This window comes from Sphaerimonospora thailandensis, assembly GCF_016863115.1.
Classification (GTDB): domain Bacteria; phylum Actinomycetota; class Actinomycetes; order Streptosporangiales; family Streptosporangiaceae; genus Sphaerimonospora; species Sphaerimonospora cavernae.
In genome coordinates, this window is sequence record NZ_BOOG01000051.1 from 38,573 (window position 1) to 52,077 (window position 13,505).

At 69.2% G+C, this 13,505-nt stretch carries 15 protein-coding genes and 2 pseudogenes; 10 read left to right on the forward strand and 7 right to left on the reverse strand.

Annotated features, from left to right (window positions below; genetic code table 11):
* Nucleotides 1–26 precede the first annotated feature (26 nt).
* The 6 genes from Mth01_RS23445 to Mth01_RS23470 are packed head-to-tail and all read left to right on the forward strand — an operon-like array spanning nt 27 to nt 4,587.
* Nucleotides 27–623: an SDR family NAD(P)-dependent oxidoreductase gene (locus tag Mth01_RS23445; RefSeq protein ID WP_204018090.1), complete on the forward strand. Its 597-nt coding sequence runs from the start codon at nt 27–29 to the stop codon at nt 621–623.
* A complete protein-coding gene (locus Mth01_RS23450; RefSeq protein ID WP_239089936.1) occupies nt 616–2,247 on the forward strand; it encodes an AMP-binding protein in 1,632 nt (543 codons plus the stop codon). Before Mth01_RS23445 ends, Mth01_RS23450 begins: the two co-directional genes overlap by 8 nt.
* Nucleotides 2,240–2,638, forward strand: coding sequence for an SDR family NAD(P)-dependent oxidoreductase (locus tag Mth01_RS23455; protein WP_204018091.1), 399 nt, complete (start codon nt 2,240–2,242; stop codon nt 2,636–2,638). Before Mth01_RS23450 ends, Mth01_RS23455 begins: the two co-directional genes overlap by 8 nt.
* A 35-nt stretch (nt 2,639–2,673) precedes the next feature.
* Complete coding sequence (locus Mth01_RS23460; protein ID WP_239089941.1) at nt 2,674–2,865, forward strand: SDR family oxidoreductase; 192 nt, start codon at nt 2,674–2,676, stop codon at nt 2,863–2,865.
* Nucleotides 2,866–2,887: 22 nt separating this feature from the next.
* On the forward strand, nt 2,888–4,033 hold the full coding sequence (locus tag Mth01_RS23465) for a steroid 3-ketoacyl-CoA thiolase (RefSeq protein WP_204018092.1): 1,146 nt from the start codon (nt 2,888–2,890) through the stop codon (nt 4,031–4,033).
* Nucleotides 4,030–4,587 (forward strand): hypothetical protein, encoded by a 558-nt coding sequence (locus Mth01_RS23470; protein WP_204018093.1) that lies wholly within the window; start codon nt 4,030–4,032, stop codon nt 4,585–4,587. The genes Mth01_RS23465 and Mth01_RS23470 overlap by 4 nt, the downstream gene beginning before the upstream one ends.
* Before the next feature lie 54 nt (nt 4,588–4,641).
* On the opposite strand, the gene Mth01_RS23475 is transcribed toward Mth01_RS23470, so the two are convergent.
* The 4 genes from Mth01_RS23475 to Mth01_RS23490 are packed head-to-tail and all read right to left on the reverse strand — an operon-like array spanning nt 4,642 to nt 8,491.
* Nucleotides 4,642–5,892: an FAD-dependent oxidoreductase gene (locus Mth01_RS23475; protein WP_239089937.1), complete on the reverse strand. Its 1,251-nt coding sequence runs from the start codon at nt 5,890–5,892 to the stop codon at nt 4,642–4,644.
* Nucleotides 5,893–5,905: 13 nt separating this feature from the next.
* On the reverse strand, nt 5,906–6,526 hold the full coding sequence (locus tag Mth01_RS23480; RefSeq protein ID WP_204018094.1) for a maleylpyruvate isomerase family mycothiol-dependent enzyme: 621 nt from the start codon (nt 6,524–6,526) through the stop codon (nt 5,906–5,908).
* Between the two features lies 1 nt (nt 6,527).
* A complete protein-coding gene (locus tag Mth01_RS23485; protein ID WP_204018095.1) occupies nt 6,528–7,358 on the reverse strand; it encodes a fumarylacetoacetate hydrolase family protein in 831 nt (276 codons plus the stop codon).
* Complete coding sequence (locus Mth01_RS23490; RefSeq protein WP_204018096.1) at nt 7,355–8,491, reverse strand: cupin domain-containing protein; 1,137 nt, start codon at nt 8,489–8,491, stop codon at nt 7,355–7,357. The genes Mth01_RS23485 and Mth01_RS23490 overlap by 4 nt, the downstream gene beginning before the upstream one ends.
* A gap of 73 nt (nt 8,492–8,564) precedes the next feature.
* Here Mth01_RS23490 and Mth01_RS23495 point away from each other — a divergent pair, with 73 nt between their 5' ends.
* Nucleotides 8,565–9,338 carry an IclR family transcriptional regulator gene (locus Mth01_RS23495; protein WP_204018097.1) on the forward strand — a complete coding sequence of 258 codons (774 nt, stop codon included), beginning with the start codon at nt 8,565–8,567 and terminating at the stop codon, nt 9,336–9,338.
* A gap of 279 nt (nt 9,339–9,617) precedes the next feature.
* Here the strand turns inward: Mth01_RS23495 and Mth01_RS23500 are convergent.
* Together Mth01_RS23500 and Mth01_RS30535 are read right to left on the reverse strand one after the other, a co-directional pair.
* A pseudogene (locus tag Mth01_RS23500) lies at nt 9,618–10,332 on the reverse strand (IS1634 family transposase); the annotation flags it as partial.
* A gap of 51 nt (nt 10,333–10,383) precedes the next feature.
* A pseudogene (locus Mth01_RS30535) lies at nt 10,384–10,533 on the reverse strand (IS3 family transposase); the annotation flags it as partial.
* Between Mth01_RS30535 and Mth01_RS23505 the strand changes: the two are divergent.
* A complete protein-coding gene (locus Mth01_RS23505) occupies nt 10,532–10,813 on the forward strand; it encodes a type II toxin-antitoxin system RelE/ParE family toxin (protein WP_204018099.1) in 282 nt (93 codons plus the stop codon). The pseudogene Mth01_RS30535 and the gene Mth01_RS23505 overlap by 2 nt on opposite strands.
* A 47-nt stretch (nt 10,814–10,860) precedes the next feature.
* Nucleotides 10,861–11,169, forward strand: coding sequence for a helix-turn-helix domain-containing protein (locus Mth01_RS23510; RefSeq protein WP_239089942.1), 309 nt, complete (start codon nt 10,861–10,863; stop codon nt 11,167–11,169).
* On the opposite strand, the gene Mth01_RS23515 is transcribed toward Mth01_RS23510, so the two are convergent.
* The gene (locus tag Mth01_RS23515; protein ID WP_239089938.1) at nt 11,115–12,590 is read right to left on the reverse strand and encodes an ISL3 family transposase; all 1,476 of its coding nucleotides are present in this window, start codon (nt 12,588–12,590) and stop codon (nt 11,115–11,117) included. The genes Mth01_RS23510 and Mth01_RS23515 overlap by 55 nt on opposite strands.
* On the opposite strand from Mth01_RS23515, the gene Mth01_RS29915 reads away from it, so the two are divergent.
* Nucleotides 12,579–12,737: a hypothetical protein gene (locus Mth01_RS29915; RefSeq protein WP_239089939.1), complete on the forward strand. Its 159-nt coding sequence runs from the start codon at nt 12,579–12,581 to the stop codon at nt 12,735–12,737. The two genes, Mth01_RS23515 and Mth01_RS29915, sit on opposite strands and share 12 nt — an antisense overlap.
* The last annotated feature ends 768 nt before the right edge of the window (nt 12,738–13,505 follow it).

Genomic DNA, 13,505 nt, shown 5'->3' on the forward strand with positions numbered 1-13,505 from the left:
GCAGCAGGCCCTCGAAGGGAGCAAGCATGAACACGGCACAGCCACTCGCCGGCAAGGTCGCCGCCGTGACCGGCGCCGGCGCTGGGCTCGGCCGGGCCAAGGCGCTGAGCCTGGCGGCAGCCGGTGCCGCCATCGTGGTGAACGACGTCGGACCGGCGGCCCACGAGGTGGTCGAGGAGATCACCGGGGCCGACGGACGGGCGCACGCCGTCCTCGGCGACGTCTCGGCGAAGGCCGGCATCATCGCGCTCACCGTGTCGGCGGCGCGCGGTTGCGAACGGTACGGCGTGACCGCCAACGCGATCTGCCCGCGCGCCCGGACCGCGATGACCCAGGACGTCTTCGGCGACGCGCCTGGTGACGGAGCCGACCTGCTCTCGGTCGACCAGGTGGTGCCGCTGGTGACCTACCTCGCGAGCCCCGGCGCCGCGAACGTCAACGGCCAGGTGTTCGTCGTGCACAGCGGGAAGATCGCACTGCTCGCACCGGCCACCGTCGAGGCCACGTTCACCACGGACTCCACCTGGACCCTCGAGGAGGTCGCCGACCGGCTCGGCACCCACTTCACCGACCGGGACCCGGCTCGTACCTTCTCGGCGAAGGCGGCCATGGATCGTGTCTGAGCCCACCACGATTGCGCAGCTGATCACCGGGCTGGCCGACGACGACCGTACCGGCCTCCGGTTCGAGGACCGCGAGTGGAGCTGGCGCGAGGTCGTCGAGGAGAGCCGGCGCCGCGGTGAGCTGGCGCGCAGGCTGCACACCAACGGACCGTTGCACGTCGGGCTGCTGCTCGACAACACCCCCGAGTTCGTGTTCTGGACGCTCGGGCTGGCCGCGGTCGGCGGCACCGTGGTCGGACTCAACTCGACCCGGCGTGGGGCCGACCTCGAGCGCGACATCCACTTCACCGACTGCGCGCTGGTCGTCACCGAGCAGGCGCACCGGCTCCTGCTGGACGGGGTCGACGTGCCCGGCGGTCGGCTGGTCGACGTCGACGCGGTGGGGTACGCAGCAACGCTGCCGCCCGCACCGGATCCCGCGGAGGCCGAGGCATGTGAGGCCGCCGTACCACCCGACGCGGTGATCACGCTCGTCTTCACCTCGGGCACCACCTCGGCACCCAAGGCGGTCGTGTGCTCCCACCGGCGACTGCTGGGGCTCGCGCAGGCGCAGATCGCCCGGCGGCCCCTGTTCACCGATGATGTCTTCTACATCGCGATGCCGCTGTTCCACTCGAACTCTCTGATGGCCGCACTCGCGCCGGCGGTCATGCTCGGCTCGTGTGTCGTGCTGCGCCGGAAGTTCTCGGCCTCCGGGTTCCTCGCCGACGTGCGGGCCTTCCGGGCGACGTGCTTCAACTACGTCGGTAAGCCGCTGCGCTACGTCCTGGCCACGCCCGAGGGTGAGGATGACGCAGACAACCCGCTGCGGCTGGCGTTCGGCAACGAGGCCGACCAACGCGACGTCCGCCGCTTCGCCGAGCGGTTCGGCTGCCAGGTGCAGGAGCAGTACGGGTCGAGCGAGGGCGGCGTCCGGATCGCCCCGGTGCCCGATATGCCGCCGGGCTCGATGGGCCGGGCCGACGACGGCACCGTCGTCATGAACGCGGTCACCCTCGAGGAGTGCCCGCCGGCGCGGTTCGACGCCGAGGGCCGGCTGCTCAACGCGGGAGAGGCGATCGGCGAGATCGTCGGACTCCACTCGGCCGACCAGTTCGAGGGCTACTACAAGAACCCCGAGGCCGACGCCCAGCGGAAGCGCCACGGCATGCTGTGGACCGGCGACCTGGCCTACCGCGACGAGCAGGGCTTCTGGTACTTCGCCGGCCGCACCGACGACTGGCTGCGGGTGGACGGCGAGAACCTCGCGGCTGCGCCCATCGAGCGGCTGCTCATGCGCCATCCCGCGATCGCCCATGCCGCTGTCTACGCGGTGCCGGACCCCGACGGCGGGGACCAGGTCGTAGCCGCTCTCGAACTGGCGCCGGGCGGTGCCTTCGACCCGGACGATTTCGGCCGGTTCCTCGACGAGCAGCCGGACTTAGGCACCAAGTGGGCGCCGCGCTACATCCGCCTGGTCAACGTCCTCCCGAAGACCGCGACCAACAAGATCACCAAGACTTCGCTGCGCGCCGACGGTGTGCAGTGCGCTGACCCCTTGTGGATCCGGCGCGGACGAGCCCACGTGTTCGAGTCGCTGACCGGCGACCGACCCACCCGAGAAGGAGACCGAGAAGATGACTGACGCACGAGGATTCGAGAACCGGGTGGCGTTCGTGACCGGCGCCGGCAACGGCATCGGCCGGGAGATGGCGCGCGACGTTGTACGCCAGGGCGGCAAGGTGGCCATCGCCGACGTCGACCTGGCCGCGGCCGAGGGGCTCGGCGGCATCGACGTCCTGGTCAACAATGCCGGCCTGCACCTGATGAAGTGGAACGTCCCGGTTACCTCGGTCACGGCCAAGCAGTGGCACCAGATCCTCGGCGTCAATGGGTGGGCGTCGTCAACTGAGCGAGGTCTGCTCGGCCGTACCTCGTCCAGGGGAAGGGCCCGGCGATCCGCAACATCTCGTCGATCGCCGGCTACCTGTCGAACACCGTGTACGGAATCACCTAGCTCGGCGTCCGGGGCCTGACCGTCACGCTCGCCGAGGAGTTCGCGCCCGACGGCATCCGGGTCAACGCCACCGAGCCGGGCGCGATCGGCTCGGACAACACGATCGACGAGATGCAGCAGATCCACCGCATGGCAACGATGGCCGACATCGTCAACGCCATGAACTACCTGTGCACCGACGCTGCCGGCATGGTCACCGGACAGACCCTGCCGGTCTCCGGCGGCTACCCTCTCCAGCCCTCCTGAGCACGACGAAAGAAGCAGACCGATGAGCAACGCCGTCATCGTCGACGCCGCCCGCACGCCCTTTGGCCGCCGCAACGGGACCCTCACCGGGTACCATCCTGCGGAACTGCTCGGTCATGCCCAGCGCGGCGTCCTCGATCGCAACGCCGTCGACCCCGCCCTGATCGAGCAGGCGATCGGAGGATGTGTCTCCCAGGCGGGTGAGCAGGCCAGCAACGTGACCCGGACGTCGTGGCTGCACGCCGGCCTGCCCGAGGGCACGGGCTGCACCACGATCGACTGCCAGTGCGGGTCGGCCCAGCAGGCGATCCACCTGGTCTCCGCACTCGTCACCGCCGGCGCCATCCGCGCCGGCATCGCCTGCGGCGTGGAGTCGATGAGCCGGATCCCGCTCCTGGCCAACGTGCCTGGCCCGACCGGCAAGCCCCGTCCGGACACCTGGACGATCGACCTGCCTAACCAGTTCATCGGTGCCGACCGCATCGCGGCCCGGCGCGGCCTGACCCGCGAGGACATCGACGCGTTCGGTGTGCGCTCCCAGAAGCTCGCCCGCCATGCCACCGACGAGGGGCGCCTGCGCCGGCAGATCCTGCCGATCGCGGTGCCCGACGAGGCCGGCGGGACCCGCGAGATGGCCGTGGATGAGGGCCTTCGCGACACGTCGCTGGAGGCACTGGCCGGCCTGCGGCCGGTAATGGAGGACGGTCTGCACACCGCGGGCACCGCGTCGCAGATCTCCGACGGCGCGAGCGCCGCCCTGATCATGGCCGAGGACCTCGCGGTCTCCCTCGGGCTGACGCCGCGCGCGCGGATCGTCAGCCAGGCACTGGTCGGTGGCGAGACCTACTACCAGCTCGACGGACCGGTCCAGGCCACGACCAAGGTTCTCGACCAGGCCAGCCTCACGATCGGTGACATTGACCTGTTCGAGGTCAACGAGGCGTTCGCCGCGGTCGTCCTGTCGTGGCAGCAGACCCACAAGGTCGACCAGGAGAAGGTCAACGTCAACGGCGGTGCGATCGCGCTGGGCCACCCCGTCGGCGCGACGGGCGTACGCCTTCTCGCGACGGCGCTCGACGAGCTCGAGCGCACCGGCGGACGACGTGCGCTGATCGCGACGTGTGCCGGTGGTGCGCTGGCGGCCGGAACGATCATCGAACGATTGTGACCGACTCCGCGGCCTACTCGGCTGCCCTCCCGGACCTGGTCGCCGCGACCCGTAAGCTGATGGTCGCCGTCGGTTCGACCGACATCGACACTGCCCGCGCCACGGCGACCATCCGGGAGACGACCACCGAGCTGCGGGCCCGCAGCCGGGAGCGCCTGCTGCACCTGTGGGAGGACAGTCCGGACGGGACCCCTGCCCTCCACTCCACCCGCGAGGCGGTCTCCGGCACCCTCAACCCCCTGACCGCACCGGTCCTGGTGCGGTTGTCGGGGGCGGGGCGGATGACCGCATCCGCCAGGCTCAGTCCGCTCGTCGAGGGTCCGCCCGACGCGGTGCACGGCGGCTACCTCGCCAGGATCATCGACAGCCTGATGGGGCAGCACCGGCGTGCGGGCGGTCCCCCCGGCACTCACCTCGGCGGTGACAGGGAGCGACCGACGCAGCCACCGGCCAGGCGCGCCGCCCGCTCGACCGGGCGCTCGGGCGACGTGTCGGCGATCACCTCGGCGTCGAAGAAGTCGACGATCTCCGCGGCCGTCAGGGGCACGGCATAGCGGGCCGGTACCCGGGCAGGACTCCCGGTGATGCACGGTTGTCACGCAGCCCGGCTAGGAATCGCTGACGACCAGGTCGGCCGCGGCCAGCGGGATCGGCTCGAACATGGGCGGCTCGTCCTCGGGGAACAGGGCTGTGGGCCCGTAGACCCAGTCGGTGAACGAATAGTCGTCGATCGCCCGGTGCCGGAGGAGAAGGTTGCGCTGCTCGCGAGCACGCCCGTCGAGGTGCCACAGCTCGCCCCAGGCGCGGGCTGTCAGCACTACCCGGCGGCAGTGCTCGGGGCGCACGGCCTCGTACGCCGCGAGGGCATCGTCCCAGTCCGGCGTGCCGTCACCCGGACGCAGCCGCTTGAGGTGCTCGGCCAGCACCCAGCCGTCCTCGATCGCCATGATCGCACCCTGCGCCATGTACTGCAGCGGCGGGTGGGCGGCATCGCCGAGCAACGTGATCCGACCCTGGACCCAGGTGCTGATCGGGTCGCGGTCGAACATCCGCCACCACTTGTCGCGCCACATGTGCTGCATTCCGGAGCGGACGTCGTCGCACGTGGCCGCGAACGCGGTGTCGAGCTCGTCCGGCGTGCCCCAGTCCTCGAGCCCGGCCAGTGCCTTCGGCGACTCGAACACGGCGACCTGGTTGAGGAGGTCTCCGCCGCGCAGCCCGTAGTGCACGAAATGGCAGCGCGGGCCGACGTACACGACGACCTCGGAGAGGTCCACCGGACGCGTGAGCTCGGGGACGGGGACCGTGCCGCGGTAGGCGACGTAGGAGGAGGAGACTGGTTCGTCGTCGACGAGCAGCTTGCGGGCAACCGAGTGCAGGCCGTCGGCGGCGATCACGAGCGGGGCGACCCGGGTGGTGCCGTGCTCGGTGACGACGGTGGCGCTGCCCTCGGCCTGGGTGTACGCCGTGACCCGCTGCTCGGTGAGCAGCTCGACACCGGCGGTACGGCAGGCCTCAAGGAAGAGGCCGTGCAGGTCGCTGCGGTGGATGACCATGTAGGGATAGCCGTAGGTCCGCTCAAGGTCGCGCAGGTCGAGCGAGGTCAGCTCGCTGCCGTCGATCGCGTCACGCATCACCATCCGGTCGGGGACGACGCCGAGAGACTTCGCCTTGTCGAGCAGTCCGTAGTCGTCGAGGATCCGGGTGCAGTTCGGTGCGAGCTGCAGGCCGGCTCCAACCTCCCCAAACTCGGGTGCCTGCTCCAGGACCTGAACCTTCAGGCCGAGCCGGGTGAGGGCAAAGGCTGTACTCAACCCGCCGATGCCGCCACCGACGATGATCACGTCCACGTTGCTCATGGTGCGGGCCTCCTCACAGCCAGGGGCCGAGCTCGGGAACCCCGGCGAGGAAGTGGGGACGCCCGGAGAGGTAGCTCACGACTTCGGGAAGGGGACCGGTGGGCAGTTCGTCGAGGCCGCGCTTGGCCTTGATGTCGACGACCAGCGCAGTCAGGAAGTCCTCGGGGAGATCGGCGAAGGTCAGGCCGGTCCCGAGGTCGACGACGTGCACGCACACCTCGCGTGCCCGCAGCCACGGGATCTCGGTGGCCGGAACGGTGCGGCCCTGGGCGGTGACGACCTCCGCGGACCACTGGTCCGCGGTGAGGGCCTCCATCGCCGCCGCCAGGGACCGGGCCGATCCGTCGACCCAGGTCGCGAGTTCGTTGGCCGGGCGCTGGGAGCCGTTGCGGATGTCGGCGTCGCGCTGCTCCAGCGAGGCGTACATGGGCGTCGGCACACCGGTCCGGGCCCACGCCGCCAGGTTGCCGAGGGCGTCGGCGTTGGCGGCGACATGGGCGAGGAGGTGCTTGCGCGTCCAGCCGGGCAGCTGGCTCGGCTCGGTCATCCCCGCCTCGTCCAGCGCGGTGACCTGGGCGACGAGCAGCTCGGTGCCGCGGGCGAGCCAGCCCAGCGCGTCGGCATGGGTGCGCACGTCAGGACTCCTTGACGACGAGGTTGGTGCAGGCCCCGAGCCCGGCGATCTCGGTGACGACGGTCTCGCCGCCGACCAGGTAGACCTTCGGGTCGCGGGCGTGCCCGACACCGGCCGGTGTGCCGGTCGCGATCAGGTCGCCCGGGTTGAGCCGGACCACGGTGGAGATGTACTGCACCAGCTGGACCGGGTCGAAGAGCAGGGTGCCGGTGTCGTCGCTCTGCATGACCTGGCCATCGACGACCGTCTTGACGGCGAGTGCCGGCCGGACGCCGCCGACCTCGTCGGGGGTGACCACGTAGGGGCCGACCGGGGTGGAGGAATCCCAGATCTTGCCCTGGGTCCACTCTATGGTGCGGAACTGCCAGTCCCGCATGGAGACGTCGTTCATCACGGTGAAGCCCGCGATGGCGGCGGCAGCCTCGTCCTCGGTGGCACGTCGCACCTGCTTGCCGATGACCACGACCAGCTCGACCTCCCAGTCGAGGGCTTCGGTCTCGGCCGGCTTGACGATCGGGTCGTTCGGCCCGATCAGCGTGTCGGCGAACTTGGGGAACAGGGTCGGGTACGACGGAAGCTCGCGACCCATCTCCTTGATGTGGTTGGTGTAGTTGTGCCCGACGCAGATCACCTTCGACGGGTTCGGCACCACAGGGGCGAGGTCAGCGCCCTCCAACGGCCAGGACTCACCGTCGGCCGCCGCGGCGGCCTGTTCCCAGTTCTCGCGGGCGAACAGCGCACCGAGGTCGTCGTGGCCGAGGTCGACCAGCCGATCGTCCTCGACACGGACGGCGCGGGTGCCGCCGCCGACACGAAGGGTTGCGAGCTTCATCGGGTGGTCTCCTGACGGTTGAGTCGAAGCGTTTCGAAGACGGGCGCGTCAGTGAATCGGAAGAGGTCGAGGGCCTGCGAGTCGGAGTCGGTGATGCCGGCCTCGGAGCGGACCGAGAAGGGCTCCCAGGACGGGACGACGAACAGGTCGCCGCGGGTCACCGACCAGGTGTGGTCGCCGACGGTCACGGTGCCCGAGCCGTCGAAGACCTGGTAGACACTGGAGCCGGTCTCGCGCACGGTCGCGGTCTCAATCCCGCGGGCGACGCGGTGGACCTCCACACGGATGGTCGGGAGCACGTCCCGGCCGTCGGTGGGGTTTGAGTAGCGGACCGCGGCGTGGCCGGGTTCGACGGTGCCGGCGTAGCCCTCCTTCTCGAGGAGTAGCTGGTCGCTCAGCGCACGGTCGGTGTACTCCCACTTGTAGGACAGCAGCGGCGAGCCGGGGGTGGTGTGCGTGACGGCGATCGGCGTCAGGCCGGGGTGGGCCCAGAGCCGCTCGGAGCGGGAACGCTCAGGGGTGATCCGCTCGGCATCGGAGATCTCGTCGCGGCCGAACTCGAAGAACTGGGCCTCGGTGACGTACTGGAACGGGATGTCGAGCCCGTCGATCCAGGCCATCGGCTCCGACGTGGCGTTGTGGTGGGCGTGCCAGTTCCAGCCGGCCTGGGGCAGGAAGTCGCCGCGGTTCATCGGGACGGCGTCACCGCCGACGACGGTCCAGACGCCCGAGCCCTCGACGACGAACCGGAACGCGTGCTGGGTGTGCCGGTGTTCCGGCGCGTTCTCCCCGGGCATGAGGTACTGGATCGCTGTCCACAGGGTGGGCGTGGCGAACGGCCGTCCTCCGAGGGTCGGGTTCGCCAAGGCGATCGCGCGCCGCTCGCCGCCACGTCCGACCGGCACGATGTCGCCGGCCTGTGCGGCCAGCCGCAGCAGGTTCTCCCACCGCCACAGGTGCGGCACGGCCCGCGACTGCGGGTGGGCGGGCATGAGGTCGCCGATCTCGGTCCAAAGGGGCACCAACAGTTCCTGCTCGAAGCCCCGGTAGAGCTCTCTAAGGGCAGGTGTCACGTCGGGCTGGTCGGGCGCGGAGACCGCCCGCAGACGGACCGGGCTGTCTGTCGTCGTCATGTCGCCTACAGTTGCAGGCGTCACCGGTACAGAACATGAGATTCTGCATTACGGAACCGATCGGAGAAACAGCGTGGACCTGAAGACCCCACCGGCCTACGTGGTGACCAGTGCCGACCACGCGCTGCGCGCCGCGGTCATGCTGCAACTGGAGGGCGGCCTCACGGTGAGCCAGGTCGCCGAGCGGCTCGGTGTCGCCCGCTCGACCGCCCACCGGCTCCTGCAGACGCTCGTCTATCGCGACTTCGCCGTCCAGGACGACCGCCGCACGTACCACCCCGGCCCGGTGCTGGAGCTGGCGACGTACTCGCAGTCGAGCGTGTCGCGCCTGCGCAGCCAGGCGCTGGGACACCTGCAACGTCTCGTCGACGTCGTGGGGGAGTCGGCGAACCTGACGATCCGGACGGGGGACCGAACCCGGTTCATCGCCAGCGTCGAGTGCCAGCACGCGCTGCGGGTGGGCTCTCGCGAGGGGATGGTGTTCCCCGCGTACCGCACCACGGGCGGACTCGTGCTGCTCGCCGAGCTCTCGCCGTCGGAGGTCGACGGCCTCTACGCCCCGGAGCGCTACGCGGAGCGCCCGGAGGAGCGGCCCGACCTGGCGAGCCTCCGGGCGCAGCTGGCCCGGGTCCGCCGGTCCGGTTTCGCGCTCAACGACCAGCTCTCGGAGCGCGGGGTCGTCGCGGTCGGTGTCCCGGTCCGCGACGCGGAGGGGCGGGCGGTTGCGGGGCTCTCCGTCTCCATGCCGTCGGTGCGCTACGACCGGCACGAGCTGCCCGACCTGGTCGCCACCCTGCACCGTGCGGCCGGCGCCATCGAGGCAGGAGGTCTGGCTCCGTTGCATTGAGCGTTGGGTGCAGCTCTTCTGCAGCGGAGCGACACGGGCGAAGGTGTCCCGGACGGTGAAGAAGTAGGGGAAGACGAGGACGCCCCACTCGTAGCGCTGGTGATCGGAGACGTAGTCGACGTCACCGACGAAGATCTCCCCGAAGGTCGGCTTGCCCATGGCGGTCTCGAAGGTCTGCCCGGGTTTCGCAGTTGGTGGTCACACGGGATCACGAATATGGGTGATGACCTGGGAGAACGCGTGGAACGCCGATCAGGGTCGTGTGTCCACACCCTGATATCAGAATGAGTCGTCAGATGCTGGGGTTAAGGCAGGTTCGAAGGCTGATACCCGATCTGGGGGGTTGATCCCGAGCGCCTTGAAGATAGTGGTCTGGGTGGATGTGATCGGCGTGGTCTGAATGACGGTCCCGGCCGGTCCGGTGAGGGTGAGGCGGAGTTCGCGGTTGACGCGGGGCCAGCGCTGGCCGGTGCCGCGTTCGGCTACGCGGGTCAGCAACAGGGCCAGCCAGCAGATCAGCACGTGGGCGCGGATGCGGCGCTCCAGCGCGGTGGAAGACCGGCCGCAGCTGCAAGGTCGCTTTCATGTCGCGGAAGCCGCGCTCGGCTTCGAGGAGATTTTTGTACCCGAGTGCGGCGTCTTCGGCGGAGATGTCGTGGTCGGAGGTGGCCAGCAGGTACTTGCCGTCCCGGCGTTCCTCGGCCTTGATCTTGGCCCGGTCGATGACTAGGCGTCCGTTCTTCTGCTGGCGGATCCATCGCTTGAGCGTGGGGTGATCGCGCAGTGCGCACTCGGCGCGTACGTGCGCGGCTTCGGCCTTGGCGCGGGCCTTGTCGCCCAGATCACGCTGGCGCTCGCGGGCGCGCTGGGCCGCGATGCGCTCCAGTTCGGCCTCGATCCGCTCGATCGCCTGCTCGCGGGCGGCCTTGTCCCTTATGGCTTGGGCTGGATTGTGGCAGATGATGAACGCGCTCGACATCAGTCGAACCTCCTTCCGTGCATTCCACTCATTCCATGCGACTTCGTGTCGCACTGCCTGCCGTATCCAGGTGCGAAGGGCCTCACGGTGAATGCCGAGTCGGTCGGCCACCCGGGCGATCGTCCCGGTCTTCTCTCCGGTTTCCTGGCGCAGATCGAAGACCATCTTGACGGCTCGATCACGCAGGTCTTGGGGGTATTTCCGCTGTGCGGGCATGGCTCCCAGCCTTCCAGTGTTAGGAGCCTCCAACCAACCCGGGGCACCTCAGCTCCTCGACGAGCCGTACACCAGGCAGCTGTACGGCAAGCTCCGCGAGCTTCGATTCCATCTCGCCCGCGAGGCCGTACGCATCAGCTACTGGATCGCACCGGGCAGGCGCATCATCCTGCTCACGGTCTTCCGTAAGCAGCGAATGCGTGAGACGGCCGAGATCGAACGTGCGGTGCGAGCAATGAAGCGATGTATCGCGAAGGCTCACACGGCGGAGGAGGAGTGAGTGCCATGGCCGAGCGCAGGACGTGGTCTGACAGGCGTACCGAGATCATGAGCCGGCCCGGTGCCGGGGCCGCCTACGAGGCCGCGCGAATCCGTTTCGAGCTCGGCGAGGTGGTCCGGCGTCGTCGTGAAGAGCTCGGTCTCACCCAGGCCGAGCTCGCCGAGCGGGCCGGGCTCAAGCAGCCGGCGGTGGCCCGCTTCGAGGCGGGTGGCACCATGCCCACGATCCCCATGCTGTGTCGACGAGCCTTGAATACTGGATCTGGCCCATATCTCGTGATCGTAACGACCCCCTGTGAGCCTCACGCGGTGAGGAGCACACGCTTGCGGAGCAGGTCGAAGGCGGCACGGCCGTAGGTCTGCCGCTTGAGCATCTTGAGGCGGTTGACGTTGCCTTCGACGGCGCCGGAGCTGTGCGGCAGGGTCAGCGCGTTGAGGACAGCGGCGTGATCGCGCCGTATTCCGAGGGTGAAAGAGCGCAGGTGGGGCAGGTCGTCGGCGTCGACCTCGGTCATCCATTCCTCAAGCCGGTCACCCTGGCGTTGGAGCATCATCTCGGCGAAGCTCCGAACGTGGCCGGCGAGGGCGGTGAGGTGCGGACAGTCGGCCAGCACATTGTTGAGTGCGGCCTCCTCGTCGCTGTCCAGGTCATCGGGGCAGGTCATGATCCAGCGGGTGATGGTGCGGACCTTGGGCGGCTTGGCGGCCGCGGGCGGTGCGGCACCTGTCTCGCGGAAGGGGGCCAGGTAGTCGCGGACCAAGCCGTAGCTGCCGCGATAGCCCTGCGAGGCGATCTCGCGGTGCAGTTCCAGGACATTGGTGCAGCCATCGTTCCAGCGTTGGTGCAGGTAGGGCTTGTAGGGGTCGAGCTTGCTCGGCCGCCCGGCCAGGCTGGTGGCCAGGACCTCCTCAATGGCGTGGGCCCGATAGAACTTGCGGACGGTCTCCTTGGCCAGGCCAAGCTCCCGCATGATCGGCTTGATGCCTTTGCCCGCGGCTTTCAGCGCCTGGACCTGCTCATAGCGTTTGCGGGTGCGCACCACGATGGTGCTGGTCTCAGCGCGGGCTGCGGCCGCTTCGGCGGCCAGTTGTTGCAGGTCGCGGCTCGACTGGTCGGGTGCCGGCGGCGCGGAGACAGGTTCGGGGCGTTGCACGCAGTGATGGTGCGCGGCGATCGTCTTTTCCACGTAACGGCCCAGGTTGTCCCACAGATGCCACCGGTCGGCGACCTGAATGGCCTCGGGCGCCCCCTGGCGGGCGCCCTCGGCATAGGCCCCGGCCCGGTCCCGGCAGATCACCTCGACTCCAGGATGGTCGCGTAGCCAGGCGGCCAACGTGTCGGCTTCGCGGTCGGGGAGCAGGTCGACCGGGCGATGGGTGTCCATGTTGATCAAGATCGTGCCGTAGACGTGGCCGCGGCGCAGCGCGAAGTCGTCCACGCCGAGCACCGTGATCTGGCCGATCTCGGGGTCGGGCATCGCCCGGATCCGGCGCAGTAGCGTGTTGCGGCCGACCGACAGGCCGAGTACGGCGGCCAGGCGTGCTCCGGCGCGGCCCGCCAAGGCCAGCGCGATCGCATCCAGCATCGATGCCCGCAGGGAGCTTTGTCGGGCGTACGGCCTGGTCAGGCCGGGAATCTGCTCGGTGAACGTCTTTGCGGGGCAGTCGTCGTTGTCGCAGAAGAACCGGCGGCTCCTCACGCGGAGCAGCACCCGGCGACCGCCGAGGGCTGCATCTGCGAGCCTTCGTTCGTACTGACTATGGACATGAACGGACACGGATCCGCACCTGCGGCACGAGGCCTGCTCGGCACGGGGGCGAACCCAGATCGCTACGTGCGCCGCGGCTACGTCCACGCGCTCCACGACGACGGCGGCCAGGTGAGGAAGGAGGACTCCAAGCCCAGGCTGATCACACCCGGGTAATGATCACAGAAACCGGATCCGCACAAAGGGGTCGTTACGATCACGAGATGTGGGCCAGATCCAGTTTTGAGGCGGTGTTGACATGCTGGAACGCCTCGCCGAAGCGCTGGAACTCCGGCTCAGCGTCCAACTCCAGCCGCTTCCCAATGCGAGCTGACCTTCGCTCCTGGAAGCCTTGACCGATCCATCGGCATGCGGCAGGTGGTGTTGAAAAGGCGATCACCGACGTGATTGACCGGCATACCGGCGCGGCCGACGAGCAGAGCGACGGCTCGGCGGGCGTGCTCGCTCTGCACCGGAGATCGAAAAGAGGCTGAAAACGATCAAGGCTCAGGGTTCGGAGATTCCGTCCTACCTGGGCCTTCGCTCGTGGAGCGGGTGACGGGAATCGAACCCGCGCTGTCAGCTTGGGAATCGCATGGATCACACCTCGTAGGGCGGCTGACCTGGGCTTCGAGCGGGTCATGAGTGACCGTGATTGCCCCCTCGTCACCCTGCTTAATGGCCCGCTAATGGCCCGACGATCAGCCCATGACCTGGCCTTTCCTTGCGCAGTGCGCACGCTCCGCCTGCCTGATCATCCTGACCCCCTGGCCCTGGTCTGCTCGGCTTGTCCCGGGTCGATGGCGATGGGATGATCAGGCCCCTACCTCAGCCCCCTACGGTCTTCGGCAATGCGCGGGCGATCATCCTGGAGCCGGAGCGCCCCCGCCGGAGGCACTTGGCGACTTACGTTCAAAACGAGCCGGGCGCGTTGCTCTTCCCCGG